We start from the raw sequence: 16,041 nt of genomic DNA, 5'->3' as shown, positions 1-16,041 counted from the left end.
GGGGATGCCGGCCGGCATCCCCCTTCGTCGTCGTCAGCGTCGTGTCAGCGCGTGCCGCCGTGTCAGCGCTTGCCCTGGCTCGCGACGGCCGCAGCTCCCGCGGCGGCGGCCTCGGGGTCGAGGTACTCCCCCGGTCCGAGCGGGAGGAAGTCCTCGCCGAGCTTGTAGACCAGCGGGATGCCGGTGGGGATGTTCAGCTCCGCGATGTCGGCGTCGCTGATGCCGTCGAGGTGCTTGACGAGCCCGCGCAGCGAGTTGCCGTGCGCGGTGACCAGGACGGTCTTCCCCTCCTTCAGGTCGGGGATGATCTCGCTCTCCCAGTACGGCAGCAGGCGGTCGATGACGATCTTCAGCGACTCGGTGCGGGGCACCTCGCCGTCGATGTGCGCGTAGCGCGGGTCGTGCGCCTGGCTGTACTCGGCGTCATCGGCCAGCTCGGGCGGCGGCACGTCGAACGACCGGCGCCACAGCATGAACTGCTCGTTGCCGAACTCCTCGAGGGTCTGGGCCTTGTCCTTGCCCTGCAGCGCGCCGTAGTGGCGCTCGTTGAGACGCCACGAGCGCTTGACCGGGATCCACAGGCGGTCGGCGGTGTCCAGCGCGATGTTCGCGGTCTGGATCGCGCGGGACAGCAGCGACGTGTGCAGGACGTCGGGCAGGATGCCGGACTCCTTCAGCAGCTCGCCGCCGCGTGCCGCCTCCTCCCGGCCCTGCTCGGTGAGACGGACGTCCACCCATCCGGTGAACTGGTTGGTCTTGTTCCATTCGCTCTGCCCGTGGCGGAGCAGGATCAGCGTGTAGGGCGCAGTCATGATCGTCATCCTACCGACGCGGACGCTGGCATCATGGGGTCATGCCGCCGGAGAAAGCCCCCGTTCGCGGCGGGACGGCACGCCACGCCTCGGGCCACATCACCCGCGGCACGACGAACACCAACCGGCTGCGCCGCGTCGACCGCTGGATCGCGCGCCATCCGGTGCTGCGACGCACGACAGACCCGTTCGTCGTGGACCTCGGCTACGGCGCGAGCGGCGTCACGGCGTTCGAGCTGGAGGCTCGACTGCGCGCCGCGCGGCCCGACGTCGAGGTGCGGGGGCTGGAGATCGACCCGGCACGGGTGACGCGCGCGCAGGAGCAGTTGGCGCAGGTGCGCGCCGGACGCACGCCGTTCGCTCCCGACGCGCACGTGACCTTTGCCCGGGGCGGCTTCGAGGTGCCCGCCGACGGCGGCCGTCGCCCCGCCGTCATCCGCGCGTTCAACGTGCTGCGCCAGTACGACGAGTCTGATGTCGCGGCGGCGTGGGCGCAGATGTGCGCGCGTCTGCAGCCGGGCGGAATGCTCGTCGAGGGCACGTGCGACGAGCTCGGCCGCATCTGCACGTGGGTCGAGGTCGGCGCCGACGCGGTGCCGCGCACCCTCACGGTGTCCCTGCGGCTCACCGCGTTGGACTCCCCCGCCGTCGCCGCCGAGCGGCTGCCGAAGATCCTCATCCACCGCAACGTCCCCGGCGAGCCCGTGCACGCCTTCCTCGCGGCGCTGGATGCCGAGTGGACGCGCGCCGTGGGCACCGCCCCGTTCGGTCCGGTGCAGCGCTGGCGCACGGCCCTGGCTGCGCTGGCCGCCGCCGGATGGCCAGTGCAGGCGCGGTCCCGGTGGCGGCTGGGGGAAGTGACCGTGCCCTGGTCGCTCGTCGCGCCGCGCTGACGCGCGCCGCCCGCGCGTGCGCCGCCGCGCCCCGCGAATCGGGGGCGCAACACGCGGCATCCCCCACCCCGAGGTGGTCGACCGCGCCACCCATTCCCCCGCCCGCGCCGCCGCCCGCGATCGGGGGCGCAACACGCGGCATCCGCCACCCTGAGGTGGTCGATCGCGCCACCCATTCCCCCGCCCGCCTCGCCCGCCGCCGAATCGGGGGCGCAACACGCGGCATCCCCCACCCCGAGGTGGTCGATCGCGCCACCTATTCCACCGCGCGCCACACCGTTACCGAATCGGGGGCGCAACACGCGGCATCCGCCACCCCGAGGTGGTCGATCGCGCCACCCATTCCCCCGCCCGCGCCGCCGCCGCGCCGCGGCGCGGCAGGGTTTCAGACGCGCGGCAGGGCGGCGCGCGCCTCAGCGGCCGGCATGCCCGCCGCCGTCATGAGGTCCACGGCCAGCGGACGGAGCGCCCCGATGAGATTCTGGTCGACGATCGAACTGCCCGCAGCCAGCGCGGCCGGGTCGAGGCGCGAGGCGACGGCGCGCACCGCCTCGCGGGCGGCGGGCTCGTACGCGATGTCGGTGAGGGCGTCGGAGAGCAGCCGGGCGCCCGCGCCGAGCTCGGCGAGCAGGTCGGCCGCGACGGGACGCGACGCGCCGTCGTCGCAGAGGTACACGACCCGACGCGCGATCACCCGGAGGTTGCGCGTCGCGAGGTCGAGGTGCGTGCGCACCCGGTCCTGCCGCTCGAACTCCGGCCGCTGACGGCGCAGGAACGGCGAGATGCGGGCGATCTGCGTGCCCGAGTCGATGCCCTCCCGCCACCGGTCGACGGGCGCCTGCAGCGCGCGCGCCTTCTGCAGCCCGCGGTCGGCGCGCACGACATCGCCCCGCCGGAGGGCCTGCACGAGCGTCGCAGTGGCACTGTCGAACGCCGCCAGCGCTTCGATCCCCTCCCGCGTCACCGCCCGCAGCGGGCTCCGCGGCAGAAGCGCCGTGACCAGCAGCGCCGCGACGCCGCCGACCACGCCGTCCACGAGCCGCAGGAACGGGACGCTCGCCGGGATCACCAGGACGATCGCGGACTGGATCGCCGCCGCGATCGCGAACCCGGGCTGCGGCGAGAGGAAGCGCGCCACCACCAGGCTCGCCGCGAGCGTCAGCCCCAGCTGCCACCAGCCGATCCCCGCGACCAGCACGATGAGCTCGGCGACGAGGATGCCGACGACCATGCCCACGACGGTCTCGAGCACGCGGCGGGGACGGGCGTCGCGGACGAGCCCGAGACTCGACACCGTCACCGTCGCCGCCAACAGCGGAACGGCGTGCCCCAGCACGGCATGCGCGAAGACGTAGGCCGCGGTCGCCGCCACCACGATCTGCACGATCGCCGGGGCCGACTCAGTGACCCGGTCCCACCCCGCCCGCGGATGCCAGCGGGCACGCCATCCGGTCGGGATCGCCGCGGTCGGCGGCACGGCGGCGGGCTCGGGGGCGGCCACGGCAGGGTCCGTTCAGCGCCGACGCGAGAGCCGCGGCATCCGAGGCACGGATGCGACCCGCCCGGCGTCGGGGGGCACGATGACCTCCTGCGCCGCCGCGAGGCGCGTCGCCTCGACGGCCGCCGTCAGCGCGGCGTCCACGGGCACGGTGCGCTTGAGCAGCGCCAGCGCGATGGGCCCTTCCTCGTGGTGACGCGCGACCGAGGTGATCGTCCCGACGACATCGTCGCCCGAGAACACGTCGGCACCGGGCTCCGGCACCTGCGCGTCGCTGCCGTCGAGCTGCAGGAACGCCAGCCGGCGCGGCGGGTGGCCCAGGTTGTGGACCTTCGCGACGGTCTCCTGCCCCCGGTAGCAGCCCTTGTCGAGGTGGACCGCCGTCCGCAGCCAGTCGGCCTCGTGGGGCAGCAGGCGCCCGTCGGCGGCTTCGGCGGTCACGCGGGGCCGCCACGAAGCCACGCGCAGCGCCTCGGCAGCCAGCCGGCCCACGATCGCCTGGTCGCCGTTCGCCGCGGCGCGGGCGATGCGCGCGAATTCGACCTCGTCGACGATCGCCTCCGCCCAATCGCGCTCGGAGCCCGGATGCGGCAGCACGGCGGCGTAGCCCCAGCCACCGGCAACGATCCCGGGCCACGGGTCGTGCCAGACCGCCTGCGTCGACAGCGCGGCGACGGCGGCGGCCGTGCCGCCGACGACGTACGCCCGGCCGGTGAGATCCTGCAGGTCCACGCGCAGGCGGAAGCGCATGCGGGTGAGCCAGGTCAGCAGCGCCGCGGCGCGCTCGCGGTCGACGATGAGCAACGTGCGTTCCCCGTCGTCGACGACGCCGGCCGCATGCTCCACGTGCCCCTGCGGGTCGAGGACGAGCAGTTCCGTGCTCTCGCCCGCGGCGAGTCCGGTGAGAGCCTGCGAGGTGATCGAGTCGAGCCACGACAGCCGATCGGGGCCCTTCACCGCCAGCACGGTGCGGTCGCCGAGCGGCGCGAGGGCGAGACCCGCGGCCAGGTCGCGCTGCTCGCGGTGCGGCGCGCCGACGTGAGCGAGGCCGGCCTCGTCGACGACGGCGCCGGGGATCGCGCGCAGGAGATCGTCGGTCACGGCGCGCTCACTCCGCCCGCGCCAGGCGCGCAGAGGCGTGCGGGGCGAGCTCGCCGCCGAGCGCGGCGATGTCCCACGCCCACAGCAGGTGGCCGTCGACCAGGCCGTACATGCGTGTGGCCGCGGTGTAGACCTTGGCGCTGGACGGGCGGATCACGGCATCCGTCGCAAGGTCGATGCGCGGCCCGCGCACCTGGCCGAGGTAGAGCTCACTGATGCCGTCGGAGTGGACGATCGCCACCTCGAGGTCGAAACCGCCCTCGGCGTTGCGCAGCGTCTCCACGTCGTCCGCCGTCCGCGGTGCAGGACGGGCGGCGGATGCCGGCAGCAGCGCCGGACCGGCGTCGACGGCCGCCGCGGGGCGGGCGAGACGCCAGTATCCGGTCTCGGCGACCAGCGGCGTGCGGGACTCCCCGTCGCCGAGCAGCCAGGCGCTCGCGGCGTAGTTGACGTAGTCGCCGCCGTCGTGGCTGAAGCTGACGCGGTGCGCGAACTCGCCCTGGAACGCGGCGCCGTCGGCCTTGTAGTCGATGACCCCGGTGCCCTCCCAGACGCCGAGCAGCCACGACAGCGGAACGATGTCCGCCGGCAGATCGGTCGGAAGGTCGATCACGACGTCAGCGCTGGCCGCGGTAGAGGTTCTTGATCACGACGCCCGAGACGAACACGATCGCCAGCGACGCGAGCGCGAGAAGCCCGACGAAGAAGAGTTCGAGTGCGACGAGGTCCATGGGAAACACTCTACCCTTCACCCGAACAGGCTGATCAGTCCCATGCCGAGCCCGAACAGGCCCATCACGACGAGCGCGCCCAGCACGCTCGCGGCGACCCGCCGCAGGAACCCCTCGGCGTGACCGACGCCCAGCTGGACCGCGAACGCGAGGATCAGGCAGCCGGCCAGGCCCACCGGCATCCATGCCGCCCGCCAGTCCTCCGGCGCGACGATCCCGATGACGACGGAGATCACCGCGGCGGCCACCCAGACGGCGATGATGCCGCCGAGTCCGGCGCGCGGAGCGAGCCCAGGAACGGTCATGACTCGTATTCTCGCGCACCCGCGCCCCCCGCGCACACCCGCCGGTGGCGGGCGCCGCGTGACCGGCCGCGACGAGGTCCTAGTATTGAGGTCACGGCCCGGTCGTCCGCGCCGGAAGGGACCGTATGGCTCAGCTTCTCGTCTTGAGTTCCGCCGCAGGCGGAGGGGCCGTCCTGCCCGCGCTCGAGCTGCTCAGTCACCGCGTGCGACAGATCCCCGCCGAACCGGCGCATCTCGTCAACGCCCCGAGCGCCGACGTCATCTTCGTCGACGCGCGCACCGACCTCGTGGGGGCGAAGTCGCTGTGCAAGATCCTCAACACGACGGGCCTGGACGCGCCCCTCGTCCTCGTCGTCACCGAGGGCGGGCTCACGGCCGTGTCGACCGACTGGGGCATCGACGACGTCATCCTCGTGGGCGCCGGTCCCGCCGAGGTCGACGCACGGATCCGCCTCGTGGTGGGGCGACAGAGTGCCGAGCAGCCCTCCAGCCGCATCCAGACCTCCGGCATCACGATCGACGAGTCCTCCTACTCGGCGAAGGTGCACGGCAAGCCGCTGGATCTGACGTACAAGGAGTTCCAGCTGCTGCACTTCTTCGCCACGCACCCCTCCCGCGTGTTCACGCGCGAGCAGCTGCTGAGCGAGGTGTGGGGGTACGACTATTTCGGCGGCACCCGCACGGTCGACGTGCACGTGCGGCGGCTGCGCGCCAAGCTCGGCGACCTCGAGCAGCTCATCGGCACGGTGCGCAACGTGGGCTACCGGTTCAACGTCTACGAGGACGACCAGGTGCCCTCGCCGCGGGAGCGGTCGCAGGCCTGAGCGGGTTAACGCGCCGGTCACCTCGCCCTGACATGATGAAGGGATGATCGACACCGACGTTCTGGACACGGGCCTCGGCGACGCCGACGACGACGACTTCGACGAGACCGTCGAGTACGACGACTCGCAGTTGCCCGACCACCGCTACATGGACCGCGAGCTCAGCTGGCTCGCGTTCAACCAGCGGGTGCTGGAGCTGGCGGAGGACCCGACACTGCCGGTGCTCGAGCGGGCCAACTTCCTCGCGATCTTCGCGTCGAACCTCGATGAGTTCTTCATGGTCCGCGTGGCGGGCCTCAAGCGCCGCATCGTGACGGGGCTGGCGGTGCCCACCAACGTCGGCCGCGCCCCGCAGGACGTGCTCTCGGACATCTCCGAATCGGCCCACGCGCTGCAGGTGCGCCACACGCGCGCGTGGCTGGATCTCGTGAAGCCCGCGTTGGCGGATGCCGGCATCGAGGTCGTCTCGTGGGAGGACCTCGCGGCGGACGACCGCGACGACCTGTACGACTACTTCCAGTCGCAGGTGTTCCCGGTGCTCATGCCGCTCGCCGTCGACCCCGCCCACCCCTTCCCGTACATCTCGGGGCTGTCGCTGAACCTCGCGATCCGCATCCGCAACGCCAAGACCGGCCGGCAGGAGTTCGCGCGCCTGAAGGTGCCGCCCATGCTCCCCCGGTTCGTCCAGCTGCCGCCCTCGGGCGGGCGCGCCCGCTACCTGCCGCTGGAGCAGCTGATCGCCCACCACCTCAGCGACCTCTTCCCGGGGATGGAGATCCTCGAGCACCACGCCTTCCGCCTGACCCGCAACGAGGACATGGTCATCGAGGAGGACGAGACCGAGAACCTCATCCAGGCGCTCGAGGCGGAGCTGCTGCGTCGCCGGTTCGGCCCGCCCATCCGCCTGGAGGTCACCGAGCAGATGGACGAGGTCACCCTCGATCTGCTGATCGCCGAACTCGACATCACCGAGCAGGAGGTGTATCGCCTGCCCGGGCCGCTCGATCTGCGGGGACTGTTCGACCTCGCCAAGATCGACCGGCCGGAGCTGCACTATCCGGCACACGTGCCGGTCACGGCATCCGCCTTCCAGCCCGCCGAGCAGAACGGCCGCGCCGACTTCTTCACCGCGATCCGCAAGGGCGATGTGCTGGTGCACCACCCGTACGAGTCGTTCACCACGAGCGTCGTCAGCTTCCTCGAGCAGGCGGCGCGCGACCCGCATGTTCTCGCCATCAAGCAGACGCTGTACCGCACGTCGGGCGACAGCCCCATCGTGCAGGCGCTCATCGACGCCGCCGAGCGCGGCAAGCAGGTGCTCGCCCTCGTCGAGGTCAAGGCGCGCTTCGACGAAGCCGCGAACATCGTGTGGGCCCGCAAGCTCGAGAAGGCCGGCGTGCACGTCGTGTACGGCCTGGTCGGGCTCAAGACCCACTGCAAGCTGCTGCACGTCATCCGCGAGGAAGACGGGATGCTGCGCAGCTACAGCCACATCGGCACGGGCAACTACAACCCGAAGACGAGCCGGCTGTACGAGGACTTCGGCTTGTTCACCGCCGACGAGCAGGTCGGCCGCGACCTCACGCGCCTGTTCAACGAGCTGAGCGGCTACGCGATCGAGAAGAAGTTCAAGCGGCTGCTGGTGGCTCCCCTGCACCTGCGCAAGGGCCTGCTGCGCCTCATCGACAAGGAGCGCCGCAACGCTCTTGAGGGAAAGCCCGCCCACATCCGCATCAAGGTGAACTCGATGGTCGACGAGCAGATCATCGACGCGCTGTACCGGGCGAGCCAGGCGGGCGTGCGTGTGGACGTGTGGGTGCGCGGGATCTGCTCGCTGAAGCTGGGACTCGACGGTGTCAGCGACAACATCACGGTCCGCTCGATCCTGGGCCGCTACCTCGAGCACTCGCGCATCTTCGCCTTCGCGGGCGACGGTGACCCGCAGGTGTACATCGGCAGCGCCGACATGATGCACCGCAACCTCGACCGCCGCGTCGAGGCGCTCGTGCGGGTCGTGGCCCCCGGCCACATCAAGGAGCTCGTCGACCTGTTCGACCTCGCGATGAGCGACGAGACGAGTTCGTGGCACCTCGAGCCGTCGGGCGACTGGTCCCGGCACAGCGTGGGCGAGAACGGCAAGCCGCTCGTGGATCTGCAGGAGCGGACCATGACCCAGGTGCAGCGTCGCCGCCGGGCGCGCGCGGTGCGATGACTCAGACGGCTGTCTACGCCGCGGGCGGCGTCGTGTGGCGCCTGGTCGAGGGCAAGCTCAAGATCCTGCTCATCCATCGCACGGCGTATGCCGACGTGACGCTGCCGAAGGGCAAGGTGGACCCCGGCGAGACGCTCGCCGAGACGGCGGCGCGGGAGATCTTCGAGGAGACCGGCATCCGCGTCGCCCTCGGCATTCCCGTCGGCGTCTCCCGGTACCGCATGCCCAAGGGCCGCGAGAAGATCGTGCACTACTGGGCGGCCGAGGCGACCGACGACGCGATCCGCGCGTCGGCGTTCGTGCCGAACAAGGAGATCGCCGCGCTCGAGTGGGTGTCCCCCCGCAAGGCGCTCGGCTACCTCTCGTACCCGGTGGATGTGGAGATCGTCGAGGAGTTCCTCCGCTACGTCGAGGACGGGGTGCTCAGCACGTTCCCGATCGTCGTGCTGCGCCACGCGAAGGCCGTCGCGCGCGAGGACTGGGACGGCCCGGATGCCGCGCGTCCCCTCACGGCGCGCGGCGCGCGGCAGGCGAAGGCGATCGTCGGCCCGCTGCGCGCGTTCGGCGTCCGCAAGATCGTCTCCAGCGACGCCGTGCGGTGCGTGACCACCGTGACGCCGCTGGCCGCCGCGCTCGGACGCAAGATCGACCACACCCCGCTGATCGGCCAGGACGCGTGGGAGGAGGGCACGTCCGACCCGCGCGCCGTCATCGGCCGGCGCGTGCGGTCCCGCAAGCCCGCCGTGCTGTGCAGTCACGGCCCGGTGCTTCCCGGCATCCTCACCGAACTCGCGCTCGCCACCGGGACGCTGCGCGGGTCGTACCTGGGCAGCGCGTCGGCGCTCGACACCGGTGCGTTCTCGGTCGTGCACCTCTCGGCGACGAACCCCGGTTCGGGCATCGTCGCGATCGAGACCCACGAGCCGAAGGTCTGAGTGGAAGAGCTCCGCCTGGCGTGGGCACGGGTCCCGGGCGGTGCCGGAGCCGGTGCCGGCGCCGGGCGGGCCGCGCGCCGTGCCGTGGCCTGGGATCTGCTGCGGGTGCTCCTCGCGCAGGAGGGCTGGCCGGATGCCGTCCTGTCGAACCCCTGCGCGCGATGCGGCGGTCCGCACGGCGCGGTGCAGGTCTCCGGCGCGCCGTGGCGGGCGGCGGTGAGCTACGCCGGCGGGGCGGCGGTGGCGGCGATCCACCCCGACCGGGCGACGAGGTTCGCGGTGGATGCCGAGGTGCTCGCCGATCCGGTCCGCGACCAGGCAGGCGGCGCCCCGGGCGGGCTGCTGCGCTGGGTGCGCGTCGAGGCGGTGCTGAAGGCGGACGGTCGCGGCCTGCGCGGCGACCCGGACGCTGTCGTGATCGAGGAGACCGCCGCCGGATGGCGCGCGCGGATGCCGCCGGAGCCCACGACCTACGCGGGACGCGAGGTGGACGGTCCGCCCGGCATCCTCGTCGCGGTTGCCGTCGCGGCGCCCCTGTGAGGCAGTGGCCGGCCGGCCCGGCTGCCCGCTCGCCCGGTGCCCGCTCGCTCACCCGTCGCAAAGTGCGGTTATGGGCGCCGATAGCCGCAATGTGGGCCGGATGAAGAATCGCGCCCGCCGCTCACCCGTCGCATACTGCGGCTATCACGCCGGGTAGCCGCGATCCGCGCCGGATGAAGGAGGACGCGCGGGCCGTCAGCGGCGGGCGGCGGGGAGGGGCGGGAGGGCGGGCTCATCCAGCCACGCCGAGAAGAGATGCCCCAGGTCGCGGCCGGCGACCTCGGCGGCGAGAGCGCGGAAGTCATCGCTCGTGGCGAGGGCATGCCGATACCGGCTCGCCCACTGCGTGAGCAGCCGGGTGAACGCGGGCTCGCCGATCTCGCAGCGCAGCGCGTACAGGGTGAGCGCACCCCGCTTGTACACGCGGTCGTCGAACATGAGGTCGGGACCGGGGTCGGCGAGCAGCAGGTCCTGCGGCAGCGCGCGCAGCCGCGCGTGGTGCTTCGCCGCCTTCTGCGCGACGGTCGCGGTGCCGGATGCCTCGAACCACAGCCATTCGGCGAAGCACGCGAACCCCTCGTTGAGCCAGATGTCCCGCCATCGCCCGATGCCCACGCTGTTGCCGAACCACTGATGCGCCAGCTCGTGCGCGATGAGGCGCTGATCCTGCGGCACGAGGTGATTCGCCCCGAACACCGCCATCCCCTGCGCCTCCAGCGGGATCTCCAGCTCGTCGGCGGTGACGACGAGGGTGCAGTCCTCCTGCGGATAGGGTCCGAAGGCGTCGGCGAAGAGCGCGAGCATGTGGGGCACGTCGGCGAAAGCCCGGTCGACCGCAACCCGGAGCGGCGGCGGCGAGACGACCCGCACGCCGACCCCCTCCACGCTGCCCGCACACGTGAGGGACCGCTCCTCGTACGCGCCGATGTGCACGGCCGCAAGGTACGTCGCGACGGGGACGTCGGATGCCGCGGTCGCCGTCACCCGCCCACCGACGACCGCACGCGTCAGCGGGCGGCCCGTCGGAACGGGGAGGTATCCGGCATCCGTCGTCACGGCGATGCGCATGCGCGCGCGGGCATCGGGCCGGTCGTTGCAGGGGAACCACGTCGGCGCGCCGGTCGGCTGCGCCGCGACGAGGGCGCCGTCCTCGAGCTCCTCCCAGCCGATCGTGCCCCACCGCGAGCGCCGCGGCGCCGGCGCGCCGGCGTACACGACCTCGATCGAGAACCGCTCCCCCGCGGCCATCCGGCGCGGCAGCTTCACGCGGAGCTTCCGAGGCCCCGCGGTGAACGCCGTGCGGCGGTCGCCGTCGACGCGCACGCGCGTCGCGCGCAGCCTGACGAGGTCGAGGCTGATCGCCGTCACCGGGATCGCCGCGACGGCGTTCACGACGGCGACGCCGGACAGCCGATTGGTGCGCACCCGATAATCGAGCGTCAGGTCGTACGACTCGACGTCGAACGAGCCGTCGCCGCTCTCGGGTGCGTACGGGTCGTGCCCGCTCACGATGTCGACTGGTAGGCGCGCACCTTCACGGCCCGCCAGGGGCCGATGGGGTTGCCGCTCCACCGGGAGCCGACGGGCACCGATTCACCGCGCATGACGAGGGATGCCGGCCCCACCGTCGCATGCGCGCCGATCGCGGCACCCGGGAGGATGACACTGTGAGGTCCGAGGGTCGCCCCGGTCTCGAGTTCGACGGTGTCCATGCTCATGATTCGATCATGGAACAGGTGCGTCTGCACGACGCACCCCCGGTTGACCGTCGATCCGTCGCCGAGGGTCACGAGATCCGGTTCGGGCAGCCAGTAGCTGTCACACCAGACACCGCGACCGATCCGGGCGCCGAGCGAGCGCAGCCAGACGGCGAGCGCAGGGGTCCCGGCCGCCGCGCGGGCGAACCAGGGCGCCGCGACCATCTCGGTGAACGTATCGGACACCTCGGTGCGCCACACGAAGCTCGACCACAGCGGGTGCTCACCAGCGCGGATCGGCCCGACGATCAGCCATTTCGCCGCCGTCGACACGCCCGCCGCCACCGCTCCCGCGACGAGCAGCACGACACCCGACAGCAGAATGGCCCACCCCAGGCCCACTGCCTCGATGAGCGCGGCGAGGGCGAACAGCACCAGCAGCCCGATGGCGCACGTGACGACGACGGGAACGATGCGGCACAGTTCCCACAGCGAGCGCGCGAGCTTCAGCCGCGCGGGCGGCGTGTAGGTGCGCGACTCGTCGCCCTCGGCCGACAGCCGCCGCAGGCGCACGGCCGGCGACCCGAGCCACGACGACCCGGGCTTCGCCTTCGCCGGCGCCGACGACAGCACCGCGACGAGGCCGTCGCGAGGGACGCGATGCCCCGGCGCGGCCATGCCGGAGTTGCCGAGGAAGGCCCGCTTGCCGATGCGCACGGCGCCCAGCCGCATCCACCCGCCGTGCAGCTCGTAGGAGGCGACCATCGTGTCGTCGGCGAGGAACGCGCCGTCTTCGATGCGGGTGAGCGACGGCAGCAGCAGCACGGTGGATGCCTCGACGTCGCGGCCGACGCGAGCCCCCAGCATCCGGAGCCACACCGGGGTGAACAGGCTCGAGTACAGCGGGAAGAGGATCGTGCGGGCGGAGTCGAGCAGCCGCTCGATCGTCCACGCCTGCCAGCCGATGCGGCCGCGCACCGCGTGCGTGCCCTCGTGCAGGCCGAGCGACAGCAGCCGCACCAGGACGACGACGGCGGCCGCGAAGACGACGCCCGAGACGAGCACGCCCGGGACGAGCCACACGAACGCGCCGGCGAACGCCTCGGCGAGCGAGTCGGCGCCGGCGATGCCGCGGGCGACCACGAGCGCCCCGGCGGCGAAGGCGACGAGCGGCAGCAGCGCGAGGCCGACGGCGGAGGCGGCGTACGCCCACAGCCACCGGGTGGGCGCCGGCGCCCGGTCGGCAGGCCACTGCGCGGACGACGTGCCGCCGACGCGCTCCGCCGGCGAGCCGGCCCAGGTCTGGTCGGCACGGACGCGGCCGAAGACGGCGGACCCGGGGGCGATCTCCGCGCGACGGCCGATGCGCGTGCCGGGCGCGAGGGTGCTGCGCGCGCCGACCGTCGCGTCGGCGCCGATACGGATGCCGCCGATGCGCACGACGTCGCCGTCGATCCAATACCCGGAGAGGTCGACCTCCGGCTCGATCGCCGCACCGTCGCCGATCTCGAGCATCCCGGTGATCGGTGGCAGCGCGTGCAGGTCGACGCCGCGGCCGATGCGCGCGCCGAGAGCGCGCGCGTAGTAGCTCACCCACGGCGCACCGGCCAGCCCCACGGCATCCACCTGGTCGGCGATCTGCTCCGCGAGCCACAGCCGCACATGGACGGACCCGCCGCGCGGGTAATCGCCGGGGCGGAGCCCCCGCAGCAGCAGCCGTGCGGCTCCCGCCGCGATCGCCATCCGCCCGAACGGCGTGGCGAACACGAGCAGGCCAGTGACGAGCAGCCACAGCGGCGCCTCGGGGAGGACCTCGAACCCCGGGTTCAGCCGGAGGATCGCCGACGCGGTGAGCAGGTAGAGCATCCACCGGATGCCGGTGAGCACGAACAGCGGCGCACCGAGCAGCGACTGCACCCACTGCATGCCACGCGGCGTCGGGGTCGGTCGGTGGAAGCCTCCGTCGGTCTCGTCCTGCAGCGCGGCGCCGAGCGCCTTCGCCATCGCGCCCAGCCGCGGCACGTCGTAGATGTCGGCGACGGAGAACTCCGGCACCCGGGTGCGGATGCGGGAGACGAGCTGGGCGGCGGCGAGCGAGCCGCCGCCGAGGTCGAAGAAGTCGGACTTGCGCTCGGTGACCGGCATCCCGAGCACGGCCTGCCACTGCTCGGCGAGCCACTGCTCGCCCGGCGACAGGTCGGATGCGGGCAGCTCCACGTTCGGCAGCGGCCACGGCAGCGCGGCGCGGTCGACCTTGCCGGAGGTGCGCACCGGCAGGTCGTCGACGACGGCCAGGAGCGGCACCATCGGCGCGGGCAGCCGCGCGGCGAGGTCTGCGCGGGCGGCGAGCCGATCGAAGTCCGGAGCGGCGGCGAGGTAGCCGACGAGAACGGGGACGCCCGCCTCGGTCGTGCGGACGGCCGCCGCGGCGCCGGTGACGCCGGGCAGGTCCTGCAGTGCCGCCTCGACCTCGCCGAGCTCGATGCGGCGGCCGCCGACCTTCACCTGGTCGTCGGCGCGTCCCTGGAAGATGAGACCCGCTGTCTCGAAGCGGACGAGGTCGCCGGACCGGTAGGCCCGGTCCCAGCCGAGCGTCGGCAGGGGCGCATACTTCTCGGCATCCTTCGCCGGATCGAGATATCGCGCGAGACCGACGCCGCCGATGATGAGCTCGCCGGTGCCGCCCTCGGGCACCGGCATCCCATCGGCGTCGACGACGGCGAGCGCCCAGCCGTCCAGCGGCAGGCCGATGCGCACCGGGCCTTCTGCGCTGAGCGGCGCCGCGCACGCGACGACGGTGGCCTCGGTCGGGCCGTACGTGTTCCAGACCTCCCGACCGTCCGCGCTCAGCCGGGCCGCGAGCTCGGGCGGGCACGCCTCGCCGCCGAAGATCAGCAGCCGCACGTTCTCGATCGCCTCGCCGGGCCACATGGCCGCCAGCGTCGGGACCGTCGAGACGACGGTGATGCCCTGGCGGAGCAGCCACGGTGCGAGGTCCTCGCCGGAGCGTACGAGCGAGCGTGGCGCCGGTACCAGGCACGCGCCGTGCCGCCACGCGAGCCACATCTCCTCGCACGAGGCGTCGAAGGCGACGGAGAGCCCCGCGAGCACCCGGTCGTCGGGGCCGAGCGGCGCGTCCTGCAGAAAGATCCGCGCCTCCGCGTCGACGAAGGCCGCGGCCGAGCGGTGGCTCACGGCGACGCCCTTCGGGACGCCCGTCGACCCGGAGGTGAAGATGATCCAGGCGTCGTCGTCGACCGCGGGCGGCGGCACCGCGACGATCGCATGCGTCGCGGGGTGCGGCGCGTCGCCGGCGAACAGCGCGGCCGCGGGGGAACCGCCGGCCATGCTCGCAGCCTCGGGATCCGCGTCGAGGGGGCCGGATGCCGCGACGTACTCCCCCGCACCCGCGATGATCCCGCGGACGGCGGCTTCGCCGAACACCAGCCGGACGCGCTCGTCGGGATCGTCGGCATCGACGGGCACGTACGCCGCACCCGCGGCGAGGATGCCGAGGATCGAGATGTACAGCTCTTTAGAGCCCGACGGCATCCGCACCCCGACGCGGTCACCGCGACGGACCCCCGCCTCGTGCAGCCGCGCCGCCGTGGCGCCGACCCGCGCCATCAGCTCCCGGTAGCTCAGGGCGCCGGAGCCGTCGTCGATCGCCGAGGCCTCCGGGTGACGCACCGTCGTGGCCCGCAGCACGTCGAGGAGCGTGCGCGCAGGCGGCGCGTCGGCGGAGCGGTCGAGGAGCGCCTGGCCTGGTGCCGGCACGTCAGGACAGCAGATCGATCAGCTGCGCCTTCGTCAGGCGCGAGTACCCGGTGCGACCGGCCTCCCGCGCCCGCGCCCGCAGCTGCGCGACGGTCAGCTCGGCAAGGCCGGCGTCTGCGGCGGTCGAGCTGACGGGCGCGGTGGTCTCGGCAAGCGCCTCGGCCGCGGCAATCGACGGGGCGGGAGCGTCGGTGTCGTTCTCGTCCGTCTCCGCGGCGACCTCCTCGACCGCCGCCGGCGCGGTCAGCTCCGCTGCGAGCGACTCGTCCGCGGCGGCGGCGTCGAGCTCGGCGCGGGCCGCCTCCTTCTCGGCGCGGCGCGCGGCCTTGCGCAGCGCCTTCGCTTCCGCGGCGCGGGCCGCGGCATCCTGCTGCGCCTTCTCCGCCTCGGCGGCGGCACGGCGAGCCTCGGCGCGCAGCCGCGCCTTGCGCTCCGCGGCCGCGGCGGCCGTCGCGACGGCGCGCTCGAGTCGACGCGCGGCGCGCTCGGCCGTCTTGGCGACCTTCTTCGGCTTGCGCTTGACCTTCTTCTTGGACACGTCGGCAGCGCTGCGGGCGTCGTCGATGTAGTCGTCGAGGCTGCGCGCCTGCTTGGAGGGCAGGGCCTTCGCCGCCTTCTTCGCGCGGGAGACGGCCGTGGCCGCCTCCTCGATGGCGGCCCGCGCCGCGCGCTCGGCCTTGTCCGTCTTGGTCGTGCTCTTATTCGCCATGGCGCCG

General features: G+C 73.1%; 13 protein-coding genes. 5 read left to right on the top strand and 8 right to left on the bottom strand.

All coding sequences use genetic code 11. The features are described 5' to 3' along the window. Positions 1-62 precede the first annotated feature (62 nt). Positions 63-812 carry a phosphoglyceromutase gene (locus ACPYN4_RS11355; RefSeq protein ID WP_239280926.1) on the bottom strand — a complete coding sequence of 250 codons (750 nt, stop codon included), beginning with the start codon at positions 810-812 and terminating at the stop codon, positions 63-65. A gap of 41 nt (positions 813-853) precedes the next feature. Between ACPYN4_RS11355 and ACPYN4_RS11350 the strand changes: the two genes are divergently transcribed. Further along, complete coding sequence (locus tag ACPYN4_RS11350; protein WP_239280928.1) at positions 854-1,705, top strand: class I SAM-dependent methyltransferase; 852 nt, start codon at positions 854-856, stop codon at positions 1,703-1,705. A 385-nt stretch (positions 1,706-2,090) separates the two neighbouring features. On the opposite strand, the gene ACPYN4_RS11345 is transcribed toward ACPYN4_RS11350, so the two are convergent. From ACPYN4_RS11345 to ACPYN4_RS11330, 4 genes are all read right to left on the bottom strand, one after another. Continuing rightward, positions 2,091-3,206 (bottom strand): FUSC family protein, encoded by a 1,116-nt coding sequence (locus ACPYN4_RS11345; RefSeq protein ID WP_424446398.1) that lies wholly within the window; start codon positions 3,204-3,206, stop codon positions 2,091-2,093. A 12-nt stretch (positions 3,207-3,218) separates the two neighbouring features. Beyond that, positions 3,219-4,304 carry a YgfZ/GcvT domain-containing protein gene (locus tag ACPYN4_RS11340; RefSeq protein WP_424446397.1) on the bottom strand — a complete coding sequence of 362 codons (1,086 nt, stop codon included), beginning with the start codon at positions 4,302-4,304 and terminating at the stop codon, positions 3,219-3,221. Between the two features lie 7 nt (positions 4,305-4,311). Next, positions 4,312-4,917, bottom strand: a complete 606-nt coding sequence (locus tag ACPYN4_RS11335; protein ID WP_424446396.1) for an FABP family protein — start codon at positions 4,915-4,917, stop codon at positions 4,312-4,314. Positions 4,918-5,052: 135 nt separating this feature from the next. After that, positions 5,053-5,340, bottom strand: a complete 288-nt coding sequence (locus ACPYN4_RS11330; protein WP_076690084.1) for a hypothetical protein — start codon at positions 5,338-5,340, stop codon at positions 5,053-5,055. 125 nt (positions 5,341-5,465) lie between these two features. Here ACPYN4_RS11330 and ACPYN4_RS11325 point away from each other — a divergent pair, with 125 nt between their 5' ends. The 4 genes from ACPYN4_RS11325 to ACPYN4_RS11310 are packed head-to-tail and all read left to right on the top strand — an operon-like array spanning position 5,466 to position 9,851. Continuing rightward, positions 5,466-6,164 (top strand): response regulator transcription factor, encoded by a 699-nt coding sequence (locus ACPYN4_RS11325; protein WP_239280936.1) that lies wholly within the window; start codon positions 5,466-5,468, stop codon positions 6,162-6,164. Between the two features lie 43 nt (positions 6,165-6,207). After that, complete coding sequence (locus ACPYN4_RS11320; RefSeq protein WP_287271007.1) at positions 6,208-8,376, top strand: RNA degradosome polyphosphate kinase; 2,169 nt, start codon at positions 6,208-6,210, stop codon at positions 8,374-8,376. Then, positions 8,373-9,311, top strand: coding sequence for an NUDIX hydrolase (locus ACPYN4_RS11315; RefSeq protein ID WP_287271005.1), 939 nt, complete (start codon positions 8,373-8,375; stop codon positions 9,309-9,311). The genes ACPYN4_RS11320 and ACPYN4_RS11315 overlap by 4 nt, the downstream gene beginning before the upstream one ends. Next, entirely contained in the window at positions 9,312-9,851 is a 540-nt protein-coding gene (locus ACPYN4_RS11310) for a chemotaxis protein CheY (RefSeq protein ID WP_287271003.1), read from the top strand. 195 nt (positions 9,852-10,046) lie between these two features. On the opposite strand, the gene ACPYN4_RS11305 is transcribed toward ACPYN4_RS11310, so the two are convergent. The 3 genes from ACPYN4_RS11305 to ACPYN4_RS11295 are packed head-to-tail and all read right to left on the bottom strand — an operon-like array spanning position 10,047 to position 16,034. Further along, positions 10,047-11,360 (bottom strand): M1 family metallopeptidase, encoded by a 1,314-nt coding sequence (locus ACPYN4_RS11305; RefSeq protein ID WP_424446395.1) that lies wholly within the window; start codon positions 11,358-11,360, stop codon positions 10,047-10,049. Continuing rightward, positions 11,357-15,325, bottom strand: coding sequence for a Pls/PosA family non-ribosomal peptide synthetase (locus ACPYN4_RS11300; protein ID WP_424446394.1), 3,969 nt, complete (start codon positions 15,323-15,325; stop codon positions 11,357-11,359). Before ACPYN4_RS11300 ends, ACPYN4_RS11305 begins: the two co-directional genes overlap by 4 nt. Before the next feature lies 1 nt (position 15,326). Next, positions 15,327-16,034 carry a hypothetical protein gene (locus ACPYN4_RS11295; protein ID WP_424446393.1) on the bottom strand — a complete coding sequence of 236 codons (708 nt, stop codon included), beginning with the start codon at positions 16,032-16,034 and terminating at the stop codon, positions 15,327-15,329. Between the last annotated feature and the right edge of the window lie 7 nt (positions 16,035-16,041).

The sequence above is a fragment of the Microbacterium sp. CH-015 genome, assembly GCF_049707015.1.
In the GTDB taxonomy this organism is placed as follows: Bacteria; Actinomycetota; Actinomycetes; order Actinomycetales; family Microbacteriaceae; genus Microbacterium; species Microbacterium aurum.
This window is presented reverse-complemented; position numbering and strand designations above follow the sequence as displayed.

Excerpts from the sequence above, each read along its gene's own strand:
- ACPYN4_RS11355 (WP_239280926.1), bottom strand. The coding sequence starts at position 812 with ATGACTGCGCCCTACACGCTGATCCTGCTCCGCCACGGGCAGAGCGAA.
- ACPYN4_RS11350 (WP_239280928.1), top strand. The coding sequence starts at position 854 with ATGCCGCCGGAGAAAGCCCCCGTTCGCGGCGGGACGGCACGCCACGCC.
- ACPYN4_RS11315 (WP_287271005.1), top strand. The coding sequence starts at position 8,373 with ATGACTCAGACGGCTGTCTACGCCGCGGGCGGCGTCGTGTGGCGCCTG.
- ACPYN4_RS11325 (WP_239280936.1), top strand. The coding sequence starts at position 5,466 with ATGGCTCAGCTTCTCGTCTTGAGTTCCGCCGCAGGCGGAGGGGCCGTC.
- ACPYN4_RS11320 (WP_287271007.1), top strand. The coding sequence starts at position 6,208 with ATGATCGACACCGACGTTCTGGACACGGGCCTCGGCGACGCCGACGAC.
- ACPYN4_RS11295 (WP_424446393.1), bottom strand. The coding sequence starts at position 16,034 with ATGGCGAATAAGAGCACGACCAAGACGGACAAGGCCGAGCGCGCGGCG.
- ACPYN4_RS11330 (WP_076690084.1), bottom strand. The coding sequence starts at position 5,340 with ATGACCGTTCCTGGGCTCGCTCCGCGCGCCGGACTCGGCGGCATCATC.